We start from the raw sequence: 14,943 nt of genomic DNA on the forward strand, positions 1-14,943 counted from the left end.
AGTGCTGGCAACAGTGCTGTCAATGCGCGACACCTCGGTTGTATCATGTCGTCGGAACGATGACAAGAGAAATCGTCATCTCAGCGATGACACGAGGTCGAGAGCGGGAACGGATGGATCAGCAGGGGCGGGCCGAGCGGGCACGGTCAACCGGAGCCGGCGCACCGGCGACGCCGACCGGCGCGGCGTTCGACCGGGTGCTGGCGGTCACCACCCGGCTCGGCGACCCGACCACCCCCGGCCCGCGCCGGGGCGTCGAGCGGCCGGCGGCTCGCGCCGGGACGGTGGCGACGGCGGGCGAGCAGGACGGCGCCGAGGTGGCGCTCGACCAGGTCCTCACGGCCCTCGTCCTGCTCCGGCAACTCCGCGCGGACCTCGAGTCCTGGGAGCCCCGACTCATCGCCGCCGCCCGGCAACGCGGTGCCAGTTGGGCCGAGCTGGCACCGGCCCTCGGGGTGGCGAGCCGGCAGGCCGCCGAGCGCCGCTACCTGCGACTGCGCCCGGCCGAGGACGACGCCGCGCCGCAGACCCGGGACGATCGGGTACGCGCCGAGCGCGACCGCCGGGCCGGCGACCGCGCGGCCGCCCGCTGGGCCCGGGACAACGGTGCCGACCTGCGCCAGCTCGCCGGGCAGATCACCGCGCTGACCGATCTCGGCTCCGCGGCCCGGCCCAGCCTGGACCGGCTGCACGACGCCCTCGGCGGCACCGACCCGAACGCGCTGGTCCGGCCGCTCGCCGACACCCGGCGACACCTCCGCTCCGACCATCCGGCGCTCGCGGCCCAGGTCGACGCGATGAACGAACACCTCGACGAGGTACGCCAGCGCACCGCCCGGCGGCGCGGCCAGCCGCGCGGCTGAGCACGGCTCAGCGGGCCAGCCCGGCCGCTGTCAGGAGTCGCCGCCAGGTGTCGGTGTACTGCCCCCTGAACCGGCCCTTGCGCACCCGGTGGTCGAGGGCGGCCGGACCGCACATGTCCCGGACGAACTCCGGGTACCCGGCGCCGAGCACGCACTCGTCGAAGAAGGTGACGACGTTCGGCGCGAACTCCTCGACCTCGATCTCCCCCGGCATGCCCTTGACGTGGTAGAGGTACTCGTCGGTGTCGATGAAATAGACGCTGCCGGTCTCGACGTCCAGCCGGATCGGCGGGCCGAGGTTCCGCTCGGCGACCAGGTCGACGGGGATTTCCCGGATCTCGTAGCCGATGGTCAGCGGATAGCCCAGCAGGTCGTCGGTGGCACACAACTCCCGGCCCGCCCAGGCGGCGGCGCTGTCGATCTCGGGCGGCCGGACGAACCGGAAGTAGCTCCCCTCCAGCCGGCGGAAGAGGCTGAACACCTCCACCAGACCGTCCGGCACCTCCGGGATGGGCTCCAGCGCGGTGGTCGACTCCTCGATGACCACACCGAAGCCGCGTTCGGCCTCGACCCGCCGCAACAGTTCGACCTTTGCCGCGATCCGCGCCAGGGCGTCGCCCCGGCCACTCTGCGGCCGGACCGCGCCGGTCGACCCCGTCTCCATCCCGCCTCCCCGATCACCGCGCCTCCGCGCGATGGTACGGCCGTCGGCCGCCGCTGCCGGCCGTCGGCTGCCGGGTCCGGCCGGGCTCGGCACACTCCTATTTGTTGAGACCCCAAACTATTGACAAGCACCATCCAGCGATGTGAATCTCTGTCCAGGGACCGCCACCGGAGCCGGGCGGACAGTACGGGAGCGCCGGGCGGCCTCCCGGGTACTCGCCCGTGCAATCGACGTCTGGGGGATCCCATGTCTTCGCTCGCCCAACCCCTCAATCCGGCCCGACGCCGCGTCCCGATGGTCCTGCGGATCCTCGCGGTCGCGGCGAGCGCGGTCGTCCTCCTCGCCGCCGCCCTCGCGATCTCCCAGCAGACCGCGGACGCGCACGGCTCGACGATCAACCCGGCCTCCCGCAACTACGGCTGCTGGAAGCGCTGGGGCAACGACTTCCAGAACCCGGCGATGGCCACCCAGGACCCGATGTGCTGGCAGGCCTGGCAGGCCGACCCGAGCGCCATGTGGAACTGGAACGGGCTCTACCGGGAGGGCGTGAACGGCAACCACCAGGCCGCCGTGCCGAGCGGCCAACTGTGCAGCGCCGGTGAGACCGGCGGCATCCGGTACGCCGCACTGGACAACCCGGGCAACTGGCAGGCCACCAACGTCGGCAGCAGCTTCAACGTCACCGTGCACGACCAGGCGCTGCACGGCGCCGACTACTTCCGGATCTACGTCACCCGACAGGGGTTCAACCCGCTCACCCAGCGGTTGGGCTGGGGCGACCTCGAACTGGTCCGGGAAACCGGCCGGTACGCCCCCGGCGAGGGCACCCGGGAGACCGGTGACTCCGTGCTGAACGGCGTCTCCATCACGATGCCGGTGAGCGCGCCGGGACGGTCCGGCCGGCACATCGTCTTCGTGATCTGGAAGGCCAGCCACGCCGACCAGAACTACTACTGGTGCAGCGACGTCAACTTCGGCGGCAGCAACCCGCAGCCGACGGCGACGCCGACCCGTACCCCCGCGCCGACGCCGACCCGCACCACCCCGCCGCCGACCACCACGCCGACCCGTACCCCGCCGGCCGGCGGCACGGGTAGCTGCACGGCGGCGTACGCCGTCACCGGCACCTGGTCCGGTGGTTTCCAGGCCGACGTACGGGTCACCGCCGGCAGCGCCGCGATCCGGGGCTGGACGGTGACCTGGACCTTCGCCAACGGGCAACAGGTCAGCAACTCGTGGGGCGCCACGGTCACCAGCAGCGGATCGGCCGTCACCGCCCGGAACACCGACTACAACGGCAGTCTCGCCGCCGGTGCCAGCACCACCTTCGGGTTCCTCGGGTCGCAGACCGGCAGCAACCCGGTACCGACCCTGAGCTGCACCGCCACCACCTGACCGCTGCGGCGGCGACCAGCCGTCGGGCCGGATCCGTGTCGGCGCGGACCCGGCCCGACGGCCACCCGCTAGTCGAACGAGACGTGCTCGAAGGCGTACGGGTTGAGCAACTCGTCCCGACGGCGGCGCAACCCGTCGAGTTCGCCGGTCAGCCGGTCCCGGCCGGTCAACGGCAACTCGACGGTCTCGCGCAGCCGGAGCCGCTCCCCCACCGCCATCGTGGCGAGGTCCTCGGCGAGCCGGCCCGGCTCGATCCCGCAGTTGAAGCGCTGCTGCCAGACCCGGACCCGTTCGAAGAGGTACGCCCCCGGTCGCACCTGGAGCCACGCCCAACCCTCGGCCGGGCCGTCCTTCCAGTCCAGGTGCAGGCTGCGCAGGATCGGGTCGACCAGCTCCCGGTTGACGTACGCCTCCACCGCCGCCGACCGGGCGGCCGCCCCGAGGTCGTTGACGTGCCCGCTGCTGCCGTCCGGCAACCGACCGACGATGTCGCGGTAGCTGCGCGGCGCGTCCGGGGCGAGTGCGGCGTACTCGGCCGGGTCGCCGGTGGCGGCCTGGAAGGCGCGGGCGTCGATGACGTACTCGACGATCCGCCGGCCGTGCGTGCGCGGCTGCAACGTCGCCGACTCGATCCGGAGCAGTTCCAGGCCGACCGCGTCGCAGACGGCGTGCTTCATCCGGTCGTCCCGGTGCGTCTGCGGGGTCTGCACGCTGGTGTCGACCAGCTCGACCGCGAACGACGCCGCCGCACCGTCCGGATCGGAGACCACGAAGTCGAAGAGCGCCCGGCTGGCCGCGTTCCACTGGCCGCCGGTGACGCCCTCGGGACGGCGTGGCACGAGCTGGCCGAGCCGCTGGTCGGGCCGGACGATCCGACCCGCCCGCTCGATGGTTGCGCCGGTCGCCGCCGGTTCGGCGGGAAGCCGGGTGGATCGCGTCGACGGCTGTCCGCCGCTACCAGTCTCTGCCATCTGTCCCTTGGTCCGTAACATCCGCTCGCCGCCTGGCGACACCGCCCGTCCGGCGGCAGGTCCCCACCATGCTAGGAACCCGCCGCCGGCCGCGCGTCGCCGGTCCGGGTCACCGTGGCCGCCGAAGCGGGTCGGCCCGAGAGCGGAAACCCGGGCGCGGGACGGAAACGCGGGCGCGGGGCGGAAATGCGGGCGCGGGACGGAAACGCGGGCGCGGGACGGAAATGCGGGCGCGGGACGGAAATGCGGGCGCGGCCGGGCCGGGCGGCTCGGCAGAATGGGTCACCGTGTCGACCACCCCCACCGAGCGGCTGCTCCGCGAACTGGATCCCCTGCCGTACCCGCAACGGCTCCGTCGGCTCGCCCCGGCCGTACGGGCGCTGGCCGGCGACGGCACCCTCGCCGACGTACTGGCCCAGTTGCGCGGCGGCGACCGGTACCAGCGCCACCTGGCGCTGACGATGGCGCTGATCGGCCGCGACGAGGCCGGCATCGCCGCCGCGCTCACCGACGCCGACCCGACGATCCGGGGCACCGCGCTGCGGGCCGCGCTCCGGGCCGATCGGTTCGACACCGACGACCTGGTCGCGCTGGTGGCCGACGCGTCGGCCCAGACCCGCCGGCTGGTCTGCCGGACGCTCGCCCGGTCGACCCACAGTGACCGGGCCGAGGCGTTGCTCGACGTGGTCCGCGGCCGCTACGGCGACGCGGAGGCGGCCCGGCTGCTGCCCGGCTGCGGGGCGGAGACGGTACGGCGGCTGCTGCCCGAACTCGACCACGCGATCGACAACTGGTCCGGGCTGCTCCGCCGGCACCGGGAGATCATGCTCGACTACGCCGAGCAGGTGCTGGCCGGGCTCGACGCGCCGGCCCGGGAACGCTGGTGGATGCGTCGCGGCCACCACCTGCTCCGCTGTGCCGACCGCGCGCCGGGGCGGATCCTCGACCTGCTCGACCGGTACGCCCTGACCCGCCGGCTCCCCGGCGACCTCGCCAGCTACGGCGTGCTGGCCGCCGCCGACCCGGCCCGGGTGCTCCGGCTGCTCACCGATCCCGCCCGGGCCGGATGGCTCCGGCACACCCGGCTGCCGACCGCCCTGCTCGACCGGCTCGGCCGGCGCGACCCGACCGAACTGGTACCCCTCGCCGAGCGGCTCCGGGACGACGACACCCGGTTCGCCGACCTGCTCGCCGCGCTGCCGCCCCGGCACCGGGGAACCCTCTACGACGCCGCGACGGCACCGCTGGACCGGGCTCAGCTGCTCCTCTCCGACCAGGTGCTGACGGTACTGCCGCATGCCTGGCGGCACCGCGAGGCGCGGCGCATCCTGGCGCTGCCGAAGATCGCCGAGGACGAGGCCCGGACGCTGCGGTACACGGCGCACCTGCCCTGGCCGGAGGCGGAGCCGGCGCTGTCGGCGGCGCTGCGGCGGGCCGACGCCGACGACCGGGCCACCGGCTACGAACTGCTGCTGGCCGCCGCCGCGCGCAGCGCCGACCCGGCGGCCGTCGCCGACGCCGTCGACCGGCTGCTCCGGCTCCGCAACGAGCAGGATCCGGTCCGCAGCCGCGCCCTGCTGGCACTCGCCGCGATGCCCCGACTGCTCAGCTCCGCCTCGCCCGCGACGCTGGACCGGATCGCGCGGGACACCACCGAGGCCCGGGACGCGTCGGGGGCCAGTCGCGGCGCGCTGAGCCAGTTGGCGGTGGCGGTGCTGCGGCACCACCCGGACCGGTCGGCGCTGGTGCGGTGGTCGCTGCGGACCTTCGAGCGGCTCTTCGACGACCGGCGGCTGCCGTGGCTCGGCCAGCTCGACAGCGGCCTGCGCCGGGGGCAGGAACACGACTTCTTCGCGACGGTACGGCCCTGGCTGGACCGCGCCATCGAGCGCGGCAGTCACCAGCCGGTCGCCGCGGTGGCCCGGATGCTGGGCCGGCGCGCCCGGCACATACCGGAACTGCAACGGTTGCTGCGCCGGGCGATCGACCCGGAGGTGGTCTCGAACGAGTTCCGGGAGGCGGTCCGGCTCTGGCTCGACGACCCACCGACCCGGTCGGAACGGGTCGCCGAGGTGCTCCGGGTCGACCCGTCGACGGTACGGATCAACGAGGTGTGGCAGATCGTCGCCACCAGCCGCACCGACCTGCTCGACCTGGTGCTGCCCGGCCCGGTACCGGCCGGGAAGTTCCTCAGCGCCGGCACCCGCTGGACACCCCCGTCGGCCCGGTACGCCGGCCGCTGGCTGCCGCGTCAGCAGCGCGCCCTGGCGGAGCTGCTGGAACGGGTCGCCGCCGACGCCGGCACTCCGGTGCAGACCCGTGCGCAGGCGATCTCCGCCGCCGCCCAGCTACCCGAACACGGCCTGCCGTTCGTCACCCGCTGGGTCGACTCGCCGAACGTCAACCTCGCCGAGGCGGCGCTCGGGGCACTGCCCTGGACCGACCGGCCCGCCGAGGCGCTGCCGATCCTGCTCGGCCACGCCGACGGCGACCGGGCCCGGGTCGCCACCTACGCCGCCGGCCGGGCGGCACGGTTCGTCGCACCGTCGCTGCTGCCGGGCGTACTCGGGGAGATCGCGACCGGGCGCGGCAAGGTGACCAGTCGCAAGGAGGCGCTGCGGTTGCTGGCCCGGTTCGGCGGGCCGGAGTCGATGCGACCACTCTGGGACGCCTGGCGGCAGGAGGGCCAGCACCGCGACGTCCGGGCCGCGATCGTCTCCGCCGCCCGGCTCCGGCTGGACCAGCCGGAGTGCTGGCAGATCGTCGAGCAGGCCGCCGACGGGAGCCGGGAGGACCTGCTCGCCGTACTGGCGCAGCAGGCCGAGGCGACCGCCGCGACCGACCGCCACAGGTACGCCGCACTGGTAGTACGCGCCTGCGGGCATCCGGACCGGACGGTGGCGAGGGCGGCCTGGGCGGTACTGCCGGACTGGGCGCCCTGGGCCGGCGACCTCGTCCCGGTGGTCGTCGCGGCCGTCTCCGACCTGCACAGCGAGCAGATCTGGCCGACCGTGGTCGCCACCCTCGGCCGGTTGCTCGACGTGCCGACCACCGCCGGCCCGGCAGACCCGGGTCCCGGACCGGTCGAGCCGCCGACGGCGAACGGCACGACACAGCCGAGTGCCGGACCGGTCGATCCGTCGGCGGCGGACGGCACGACACAGCCGGGTGCCGGACCGGTCGACCCGTCGGCGGCGGAGGGAACGGCGCACCGGGGTCCGCTGGTCGCCGCGCTGGCGGCGCTGGTCCGGTTGGACGGCGCCGACGGCGATCCGGGCGGCCCGGCCGTCGACCGGCCGGCCCGACGCCGGATCGAGGAGCTGGTGGCGACCGCGGTCGACTGGGCCGGCACGGCCGGACCCGAGCGGGATCGGGAGCCCGTCGTGGCCGCCGCCCGGCTACTCGCGGCGGAGCCGGAGTTCGTACCGGCGGCCGGGCGGCTCTTCGCGCAGCTCGTCCGGCTGGAGGCCGCCGTACCCGACGAACTGGTCGCGGACCTCGCCGCGCTGGCCGGGCTGCTCGCCGACCGGCCGGTGCTGGCGGACCGGCTCGCCACCCGGCTCGGCGAGCGGGTGGCCGCCGGTACCGGCGTCCCGTCCGATGCCGTGCTGCTCGACGCGGCGGACCGGCTCGCCGACCGGACCGACCCGGCCGGTGCGCTCTTCGCGCTGGCCCTGGCCCGGGCCGGCGGCCGGTACGGCTGGAGCCGGCCGTGGCAGGAGCTGCTGCACCGGCTGCGTCGCCATCCGGTGCCGGACGTCCGGTCGGCCGCCCTCGACGTCGCGATGGCCTGACTACGCCCCGACCGCCCGCCGCCGAGCACGACCGGTCCCGCCGCAGCACGACCGGTCCCGCCGGAGCACGACCGTCCGGCGGGACCGTGGGTGGGTCAGTCGGGTCGGGACATGATGACGATGCCGAGACACATCTCGTCGCTGGTGCCCTCGGCCCAGACGACGTAGCGGGGCGGCAGGTTGCGCAGTTGGGGCAGCCGCTGCCGGAGCGTCACGTCGTGTCGGCAGGTGACCCGGAGGACGTCGCCGGGCTTCACCGCGACCGGTTGCGGCAGCGGTCGGACGGCCTGCTGGTCGAAGTCGTAGTTCGGGATGTCGAGCAGGGTCCGCGCCCCCGGGCTGCCGGGGTTCAGCTCCACCCTGATCGCCCTGCCGAGCAGGTGCATGTGACCGGCGACCGCGTGCGCCAGGCCGGCCCGGTCGACCTGGTGGTCACAGTGCTGCGTGCTGCCGGCGGCCGGGGCTCGGCCCCGGTTGCAGTACTCGTTGAGCCGCTCCGCCTGCTCGCCCGCCTCCGCCCCGAACCGCTGCCGTACGTCCCGCAGCGCGGCCTCGCGCTGGCACAGCTCGCCGCGTTCGTCGGCGGCGCAGGGCAGCTCGACCGGAGCGGGCAGCAGCTCGGTGACCAGCGGCTCTACCTCCTCCGGGCCGCCGACGAGGCGTAGTCGGACGCCGGAGCGGTCGGTGTCGTCGCCAGCGGCCCGGACGTCGATCAGGTTGTAGTGCACCTGCATCACGAGCTGGCTGCCCGGCGGCATCGGATAGCCGAGGCCCGGCGCGAGGAGTGTCTCGTTGGCGCCCGGCGCCCAGTGCGCCACCCAGGCCGCCGCGCCGATCCCGGCGTCGCCGAAGCAGGTCCAGCCGTCACCCGGGGTTTCCGCGTCGAGGGTGCGGGCCGACGCCACCTGCGTCGGGTCGAGCCGGAAGAGGATGGCGTGGTGCACCATGGCGCCGTTCTGCGGCAGGAACTGGCTGCCGGTCAGGAACGCGGACTCGGTGAGGCCCGGGTCGACCAGGAAGCACCGGTATTCGTCGGTGCCGCCGTTCGGCGCGGCCGGCCGGTACGGCTGCGCCAGGTTCAGGGTGACGAACCGCTCGCCGGAGCGCAGCGGTGCGGCCGGTGGAATGTCGACTGTGCCGTGTGACCCGCCGTGCGTGCCGGTGGCGCTGGGCTGGGCCGCTGGCGGCGGGCCGGCGTCCGGATCGGCCCCGCAGGAGGTACCGAGGAGGATGGCGGCCAGCGAGGCGGCCGCGACGACAAGAGGGCGTACGCGTCGATGCATGTTCTTCATAACGTCGCAGCTCCACCCAGGATCCGGGCCGACCGCCAACTATCAGATGAAAGTCGGACCTTCCGGAGGATAGCCCTTAACCGGTGGCGAAGGCATCCCGGGCGGCCGGCGTAACATACCCGCCCGTTGGTTGAACCTTTTTCGCTCGGGAGCCGAACTACACGGAGTATCGGCCGGACGAAGGGACTTCTGCTGTGCGCCACAGGGCAAGGTGCTGGGTCGTCGCCCTGGTCGCCGCCGCCGTCGCGGGTACCACCCTCGGCGCCGGTGCCGCGACCGCCGACGTGACCGTGACGCCGGGGCAGGCCGTACAGGGTGGGGCGGCGAAGCTGACCTTCCGGGTCACCGAGGACCGGGCACCGGCGTACACGACCAAGATCGAGTTGTCGATGCCGGAGTCGGCTCCGGTCGCGGAGACGTACCCGATGTCGGACCCGCAGTGGGCGCCCCGGATGACGATGCGCAAGGTCGACCAGACGCTAGGCGGGATCCACCACGGCCAGGTCACCGAGGTGGTCGCCAGCATCGTCTGGACCCGGGCGGGCGCCCCGGCGGCGGGCGGTGGCCCGGCCGAGTTGGTGGTGTCGCTCGGCCCGATGCCGCAGACCGACCAGATGACCTTCGCGGTGACGCAGACGTACTCGGACGGCCACGTGACGAACTGGAACCAGCCGCCCTCGGCCGAGGTGCCGCGGCCGGACTTCCCGGCGCCGGTGCTGACCCTGGCGCCGCCGGCCGCCGCGACCGACCCGACCGACGCGGCGGCGCCCGGGGCGGCGGCGCCGCCGGACGGCAGCGCGGCGGCGGAGGAGGAGGCGGACCCGGATTCCGGCTCGCTCACCACCGGTTTGATCGTCGGACTGGTCCTCGGGCTGACCGTCGCCGCCTGGCTGTACCTGCGTCGTCCCCGCCCCGGGAACGCCGCCGCCGACCGGACGGACGCCGCCCCGGCGGGGCCGGACGGCGCCTCCGGGGCGACGGAACCGGCGTCGCCCGACACGTCCGCCGCCCCGGCGGCTTCGGAGACATCCTCGGGTACGGCTTCGGAGACGTCCTCGGGCGAGCGGACGGCGAGCGGCGGACGGGCCTGGCGGCTTCGCGAGTGAGCCGGCCGTTCCGCCCTGCCCGGGCGGGCAGGGCGGGACGGGTGGATCAGGCGGTGCCGGTCTCCTCGGCCTGCTCCTCGGGCTGGGCGGTCTCGCCGCGCCGGAGCACGGCTTCGGGGGCACAGAGCACGGTCACCCGGTAGGAGACGCCGAGGTTGGAGAAGATCTGACCGCGCAGGCCGAGGCAGAGCCCCACCCCCGGGAGCCCCTCGGGGTGCTCGAAGAACTCGACCACCGGCTCGGCGATGGCCCCGACCAGCCCCTGGGTCCGCAAGGCGGTACCGGCCACCTGGAGCAGACCCGCCGTGACCTGCACCTCGACGTCGTCGAGCCCGTCCACGTCGTACCAGTGGGTGTCGGGCAGGAAGAGCTGCGAGTCCACGCTCCGCTGCCGGTAGTCGGGACCCAACTGGCCGCTCTCGGCATCCGGCCGGTCCCCGATCCAGGCCATCCCGGCGTAGTCGCTGCGCAGCCGCCGCGCGTCGGTGGAGAACTCCGTCACGACGGTGTCGAGGCGCGGCTGGGCGGCGAGGTGCACATCTGCGTCGGTCACCCGGGGCACCCTAGCACCGCCCGACCCGGCCGGTGGCTCGGCCACCCCCGCCGTCACCAGGGGCGTTCCGGGGCCGGTCCGGCGGTTCGTCCCGCAGGCTACCCTGAGGTCCCCGCTGGACGCGCCCGTCGCCTTGGGACGAAAATGTGCATCGAAGCGATGGCGGTCGACGGCACGCCGGGAGAGGGGCGTCAGCTCGGGGCACGGAACGCCACCGGTCACCAGGGGTGAACGGTGCTGGACGCTGATCGGGGACGTACATGGGCATCATGGGGCAGATGCAGCGGGCGCACGCACAACAGGTGCACGCGCGGCAACGGGCATCGACCACCCCGTACCAGCAGCACCAGCAGATGCTCTGGGAGGCCGAGCACGCCCGCCGGGCCGCCGAACGGGCGGCGGAGGCCGACGAGCGGGAGCGCCGACGGCTCTACGTGGAGGCCAGGACGGCCCGGGTCAAGGCCGCCAACGCCAACCTCCAGTCCCAGCTGGACGAGCTGGACAACCTGCTCCAGACCACCCTGGCCATCGACGACCACATCGATCTCGAACGGCTGAAGAAGCAGGCCAGCTATCCGGAGTTCAAGCCGGGTGAGCTGGACGTGCCGCTGCGGGCGCCGGACTGGCGGCGGTTCGCGCCGCCCCCGCCGAACGCGCTCGGCAAGATGTTCGGCGGCGAGGCCCGCTACCAGCAGTTGCTGACCGAGGCGGAGCAGGCGTTCGAGAAGGCCAAGGCCAAGCACACGGCCGGCGAGACGGCCCGGCAGCAGCGACTCGCCCAGGCCCGGCGCAAGTACGACCAGCACTGCCAGCAGCTCGACGCCCAGGTCGCCAGCCACAACGCCGAGATCGAGAAGTTCGGCGCCGCGCTGGCCGCCGCCGAGCCGAACGCCGTGGTGAAGTACTTCGGGCTGGTGCTCGGCAACTCGGTCTATCCGGAGGACTTCCCGCAGCGCTACCGGCTCGCCTACGTACCGGACTCCCGGCTGATCGTGGTGGAATACCTGCTGCCGACCGTCGCGGTGGTGCCGAAGGTCCGGGAATACCGCTACGTCAAGGCCGGCGACGAGGTGCAGACCGTGGCCCGCTCGGCGGACGAGATCCGGCAGCGCTACACCGACGTGATCACCCAGGTGGCGCTGCGTACCGTGCACGAGCTTTTCGAGGCCGACCGTACCCGGCTGGTGGAGACGATCGTCTTCAACGGCATCGTCGAGACCACCCACCCCGGCACCGGGCAGGCGGTCCGGCCCTGCCTGGTGACGCTGCGGACCAGCCGGGACGCCTTCACCGCGATCAACCTGGCGAAGGTCGATCCGGCCGCCTGCCTGCGACACCTGCGGGCCACCCTGTCGCCCCGGCCCGAGGATCTGGTCCCGGTGCACCCGGTGTTGGAGTTCGACGTGGTCGACAAGCGCTTCGTCGACGAGGTGGACGTGCTGGCCGACCTCGACCAGCGACCCAACCTGCACAAGCTGAGCCGGACCGAGTTCGAGGAGCTGATCCGGACCCTCTTCGGCAAGCTGGGGCTGGAGACCCGGACGACCCGGACCGCGCCGGACGGCGGGATCGACTGCGTGGCGTTCGACCCCCGGCCGATCTTCGGCGGCAAGGTGGTGATCCAGGCCCGCCGCGACCGGGGCACCATGGACGTCTCGGCGGTACGCGACCTCTTCGGCACCGTGCTGGGCGAGGGGGCGACCAAGGGCATCCTGGTGACGACGAGCGGCTACGGTCCGGAGTCGTTCGAGTTCGCCTCCGGCAAGCCGCTGGAGCTGATCGACGGCTCCAACCTGCTGCACCTGCTGGCCGAGCACGCCGAGGTGCGCGCCCGGATCGACCCGAACGAGCGCTGACCCGCCCCGCCGGCCGAGGTCAGGCGATTCCGTGCCGGCGGTCGTACGCCTCCCGGGCGGCGGCGATCGCCTGCCGGTGCCGTTCGGCCCAGCCGGTCAGTACGAGCAGGGAGTCGTAGAGTTCCCGGGCCATCTCGGTCGCGACGTACTCGACCCGGGGCGGGACGGTGGGATAGGTGGTCCGGACCAGCAGCCCGTCGCGTTCGAGGTTGCGCAGGGTGAGGGTGAGCATCCGTCGGCTGATCCCCTCGACCGAGCGTTCCAGTTCGGTGAAGCGGATCGGTCCCCGGCTCGCCTCGATGATGATGCCGATGCTCCACTTTCCGCCCACCCGGTCCAGAACCTCACGAACGGTACAGGCCCGGACGTGGTCGCCGGCACAGTCCGTCCGGCCGTCGCCGAGCTTCGACTCCGGGTCCGCGCCCGTGTTCGGCTCGGTCATGGTGCGCCTCCTTGGTCCGGCGGCAATGGTCACATGGGGTGGATCGGCCGACAACTCGTACCCCTGCTTACCCGCCCCGGTGCCGGCCGTGCGGTTCGACGGCCGGCACCGGGGGCCGGGACCGGGATCGGGGCGTCCGGCGGTCAGCCGGTGATCGCCAGGTCGGCGTCGCTGAAGACCGGGTGTGCCGGGTTGACGTCCGCCTCGCCGCCCCGACCGTCGCAGCCGCGCTCCGGGGCGAACATCAGGTAGGTGCCGGCGCCGCACGGTACCGACGGTTCGGCGTCGCCGCCGACCACCACGTTGCCGCTCAGGTTGGCCCCGCCCTGGACCAGGGCGTTCTGCCGGACGACGGCGTTGCCGCCGACCGTGGCGCCGTCGTTGACCCAGGCCAGGTCCTCGATCCGGGCGTTGCCGGTGACGGTGGCGCGGCCGTAGACGGCGGCGCGGGGGCCGACGTAGGCGCTGGCCGCGACGGTGGCCCGGCTGTCGACCCAGCCGCCGCCGTTGCTGTGCCAGCGTCCGCCGCCCGGCGCCGCCGGCCGGACGTAGCCGGGTTCGAAACCGGACGGCGTCGCGCCGGTCAGCCGGAACTGGTACGGGTACCGGTAGTTCCTGGGGTACCCGTCCAGGAAGGCGTACCTGTGCACCACGCCCGGGGTGCCGGTGACCACGAGGTACACCTCGCGCTCCCCCGGTTGGGTCTGGAAGCTGAGCTGGCCGTCGCTGCTGGTGAGCAGCGGGCCGTAGCGCGGGGTGCCGTTGCGGACGGCGACGAAGCCGAAGGTCCAGCCGGACTGGGCGGCCGAGTTGACGTGTCCGCGCAGCCGGAGCCGGATCAGGGCGCCGTCGGAGGCCGGCACCAGCTTGATCTTGTTGTACCCGTAGTCGGACGGTGCCAGCGCGTCGGAGATCCGGAAGTGCCCGGCGGCGGCGTTGACCGCCTCCACCGCGACCCCGTTGTACGCGGTGACGAAGGGGTAGAGCCGGTTGACGAAGGGCATGAAGTCGGCCCGGTTCGAGTAGTCCCAGGTGACGTTCCGTTGGGCGTACTCCCCCATCCGGCGGTTCAGTTCGGCCTGGCTGATTCCGGTGATCCGCCGGTACACCTCCAGCGGGTGTTCGGTGTTGCGGGCCTCGTTCCAGATCCGGTTGAACATCGCCAGCCCGTCCCGGTCCTTGATGTACTGCAACAGCATCCAGGCGCCGTAGTGGTGCCGGCTGCTGCTGTAGGCCAGGTTCTCGGTCCGGATGAACCGGGTCAGGTCACCGGCGCTGCCGGTCGGGTAGACCTGCATCGCCATGAACTCGGCGCTGGCCTCCCAGAAGGTGCCGGCGCTGGCGTGGGTCAGCCCGAAGCCTGCCCGGCCGAGGAAGGTGTAGCACTGGAAGACGTGCGCCAGCTCGTGCGCCAGCCCCCAGGAGCCGGGCGCGGCGGCGGCCGGGGCGATGTTGATCACCCCTACCCGGTTGTCCACCGAGCCGCCGGTGGCCCAGGCGTCCAGCGGCACCGTCGACCAGGTACGGGTGACGATGACGATGATCTTGTGTTGGGCCAGCAGTCCGGTCTCCGGGGTGAACCGCATGGTGTGCACGTAGAACGCGTAGAGGTTCTCCAACTGGCTCAGGATGTTGTCCGGGTCGAACCGGTAGGCGCTCGGCGCGTTGCGCGGATCGGTGCCGGAGCGGTCGCCCCAGAGCAGGATGAAGTTCGTCGACTCCCGGGTGCGGCTGGAGGTCCACGGCACCTCGCCGTTCGCCCAGCGGGCCGGGATGTAGACGCTCTTGGCGGCGGCGACCGGAGCCGCCGCGACCGCCGGGGTGGCGGCGTCGGCCGGTACCGGGGCGGCGGCCGCCGGTGCGGCGGCGGCCGAGGCGGCCAGCGCCAGCGAGGCCGCGACGCCGATCGCGCCGCGACGCCACCGTGTCGGAGTGGTCATCGGAAGTTCTCCCCAGGAATCGTCGGGACGGTGTGTGCGGTGCTGGTGGGGTGCGGTGCCGGGGGTC

Annotated in this window: 11 protein-coding genes; 5 read left to right on the forward strand and 6 right to left on the reverse strand. The window is 73.6% G+C overall.

The genetic code is table 11. The features are described 5' to 3' along the window. The first annotated feature begins 86 nt into the window (after positions 1-86). On the forward strand, positions 87-863 hold the full coding sequence (locus tag C6361_RS04895) for an HSP18 transcriptional regulator (protein WP_159079180.1): 777 nt from the start codon (positions 87-89) through the stop codon (positions 861-863). Positions 864-870: 7 nt separating this feature from the next. Here C6361_RS04895 and C6361_RS04900 read toward each other — a convergent pair whose 3' ends face one another. After that, the gene (locus C6361_RS04900) at positions 871-1,527 is read right to left on the reverse strand and encodes a hypothetical protein (protein ID WP_107266904.1); all 657 of its coding nucleotides are present in this window, start codon (positions 1,525-1,527) and stop codon (positions 871-873) included. A 294-nt stretch (positions 1,528-1,821) separates the two neighbouring features. Between C6361_RS04900 and C6361_RS04905 the strand changes: the two genes are divergently transcribed. Continuing rightward, positions 1,822-2,922, forward strand: a complete 1,101-nt coding sequence (locus C6361_RS04905) for a lytic polysaccharide monooxygenase (protein WP_107266905.1) — start codon at positions 1,822-1,824, stop codon at positions 2,920-2,922. A 68-nt stretch (positions 2,923-2,990) separates the two neighbouring features. Here the strand turns inward: C6361_RS04905 and C6361_RS04910 are convergent, their stop codons facing one another. Then, complete coding sequence (locus C6361_RS04910) at positions 2,991-3,893, reverse strand: DUF2726 domain-containing protein (RefSeq protein WP_107266906.1); 903 nt, start codon at positions 3,891-3,893, stop codon at positions 2,991-2,993. 287 nt (positions 3,894-4,180) lie between these two features. On the opposite strand from C6361_RS04910, the gene C6361_RS04915 reads away from it, so the two are divergent. Beyond that, a complete protein-coding gene (locus C6361_RS04915) occupies positions 4,181-7,687 on the forward strand; it encodes a hypothetical protein (protein ID WP_107266907.1) in 3,507 nt (1,168 codons plus the stop codon). Between the two features lie 95 nt (positions 7,688-7,782). Here the strand turns inward: C6361_RS04915 and C6361_RS04920 are convergent, their stop codons facing one another. After that, the gene (locus C6361_RS04920) at positions 7,783-8,979 is read right to left on the reverse strand and encodes a monooxygenase (protein ID WP_234359325.1); all 1,197 of its coding nucleotides are present in this window, start codon (positions 8,977-8,979) and stop codon (positions 7,783-7,785) included. A gap of 194 nt (positions 8,980-9,173) precedes the next feature. Between C6361_RS04920 and C6361_RS04925 the strand changes: the two genes are divergently transcribed. Beyond that, the gene (locus C6361_RS04925) at positions 9,174-10,085 is read left to right on the forward strand and encodes a YcnI family protein (RefSeq protein ID WP_107266908.1); all 912 of its coding nucleotides are present in this window, start codon (positions 9,174-9,176) and stop codon (positions 10,083-10,085) included. Between the two features lie 46 nt (positions 10,086-10,131). On the opposite strand, the gene C6361_RS04930 is transcribed toward C6361_RS04925, so the two are convergent. Further along, on the reverse strand, positions 10,132-10,638 hold the full coding sequence (locus C6361_RS04930) for a hypothetical protein (protein WP_159079181.1): 507 nt from the start codon (positions 10,636-10,638) through the stop codon (positions 10,132-10,134). A 278-nt stretch (positions 10,639-10,916) separates the two neighbouring features. Between C6361_RS04930 and C6361_RS38960 the strand changes: the two genes are divergently transcribed. After that, entirely contained in the window at positions 10,917-12,494 is a 1,578-nt protein-coding gene (locus C6361_RS38960; RefSeq protein ID WP_159079182.1) for a restriction endonuclease, read from the forward strand. Between the two features lie 19 nt (positions 12,495-12,513). Here the strand turns inward: C6361_RS38960 and C6361_RS04940 are convergent, their stop codons facing one another. Then, the gene (locus C6361_RS04940; protein ID WP_107255996.1) at positions 12,514-12,936 is read right to left on the reverse strand and encodes a helix-turn-helix domain-containing protein; all 423 of its coding nucleotides are present in this window, start codon (positions 12,934-12,936) and stop codon (positions 12,514-12,516) included. Between the two features lie 143 nt (positions 12,937-13,079). Next, positions 13,080-14,876, reverse strand: coding sequence for a DUF6055 domain-containing protein (locus C6361_RS04945; RefSeq protein ID WP_107266910.1), 1,797 nt, complete (start codon positions 14,874-14,876; stop codon positions 13,080-13,082). Between the last annotated feature and the right edge of the window lie 67 nt (positions 14,877-14,943).

This window comes from Plantactinospora sp. BC1 (genome assembly GCF_003030345.1).
Lineage (GTDB): Bacteria > Actinomycetota > Actinomycetes > Mycobacteriales > Micromonosporaceae > Plantactinospora.

What these genes read in the sequence shown, in the direction of transcription:
- C6361_RS04895 (WP_159079180.1), top strand. Translation starts at nt 87, where the DNA reads ATGACACGAGGTCGAGAGCGGGAACGGATGGATCAGCAGGGGCGGGCC.
- C6361_RS04900 (WP_107266904.1), bottom strand. Translation starts at nt 1,527, where the DNA reads ATGGAGACGGGGTCGACCGGCGCGGTCCGGCCGCAGAGTGGCCGGGGC.
- C6361_RS04905 (WP_107266905.1), top strand. Translation starts at nt 1,822, where the DNA reads ATGGTCCTGCGGATCCTCGCGGTCGCGGCGAGCGCGGTCGTCCTCCTC.
- C6361_RS04910 (WP_107266906.1), bottom strand. Translation starts at nt 3,893, where the DNA reads ATGGCAGAGACTGGTAGCGGCGGACAGCCGTCGACGCGATCCACCCGG.
- C6361_RS04920 (WP_234359325.1), bottom strand. Translation starts at nt 8,979, where the DNA reads ATGAAGAACATGCATCGACGCGTACGCCCTCTTGTCGTCGCGGCCGCC.
- C6361_RS38960 (WP_159079182.1), top strand. Translation starts at nt 10,917, where the DNA reads ATGCAGCGGGCGCACGCACAACAGGTGCACGCGCGGCAACGGGCATCG.
- C6361_RS04940 (WP_107255996.1), bottom strand. Translation starts at nt 12,936, where the DNA reads ATGACCGAGCCGAACACGGGCGCGGACCCGGAGTCGAAGCTCGGCGAC.
- C6361_RS04945 (WP_107266910.1), bottom strand. Translation starts at nt 14,876, where the DNA reads ATGACCACTCCGACACGGTGGCGTCGCGGCGCGATCGGCGTCGCGGCC.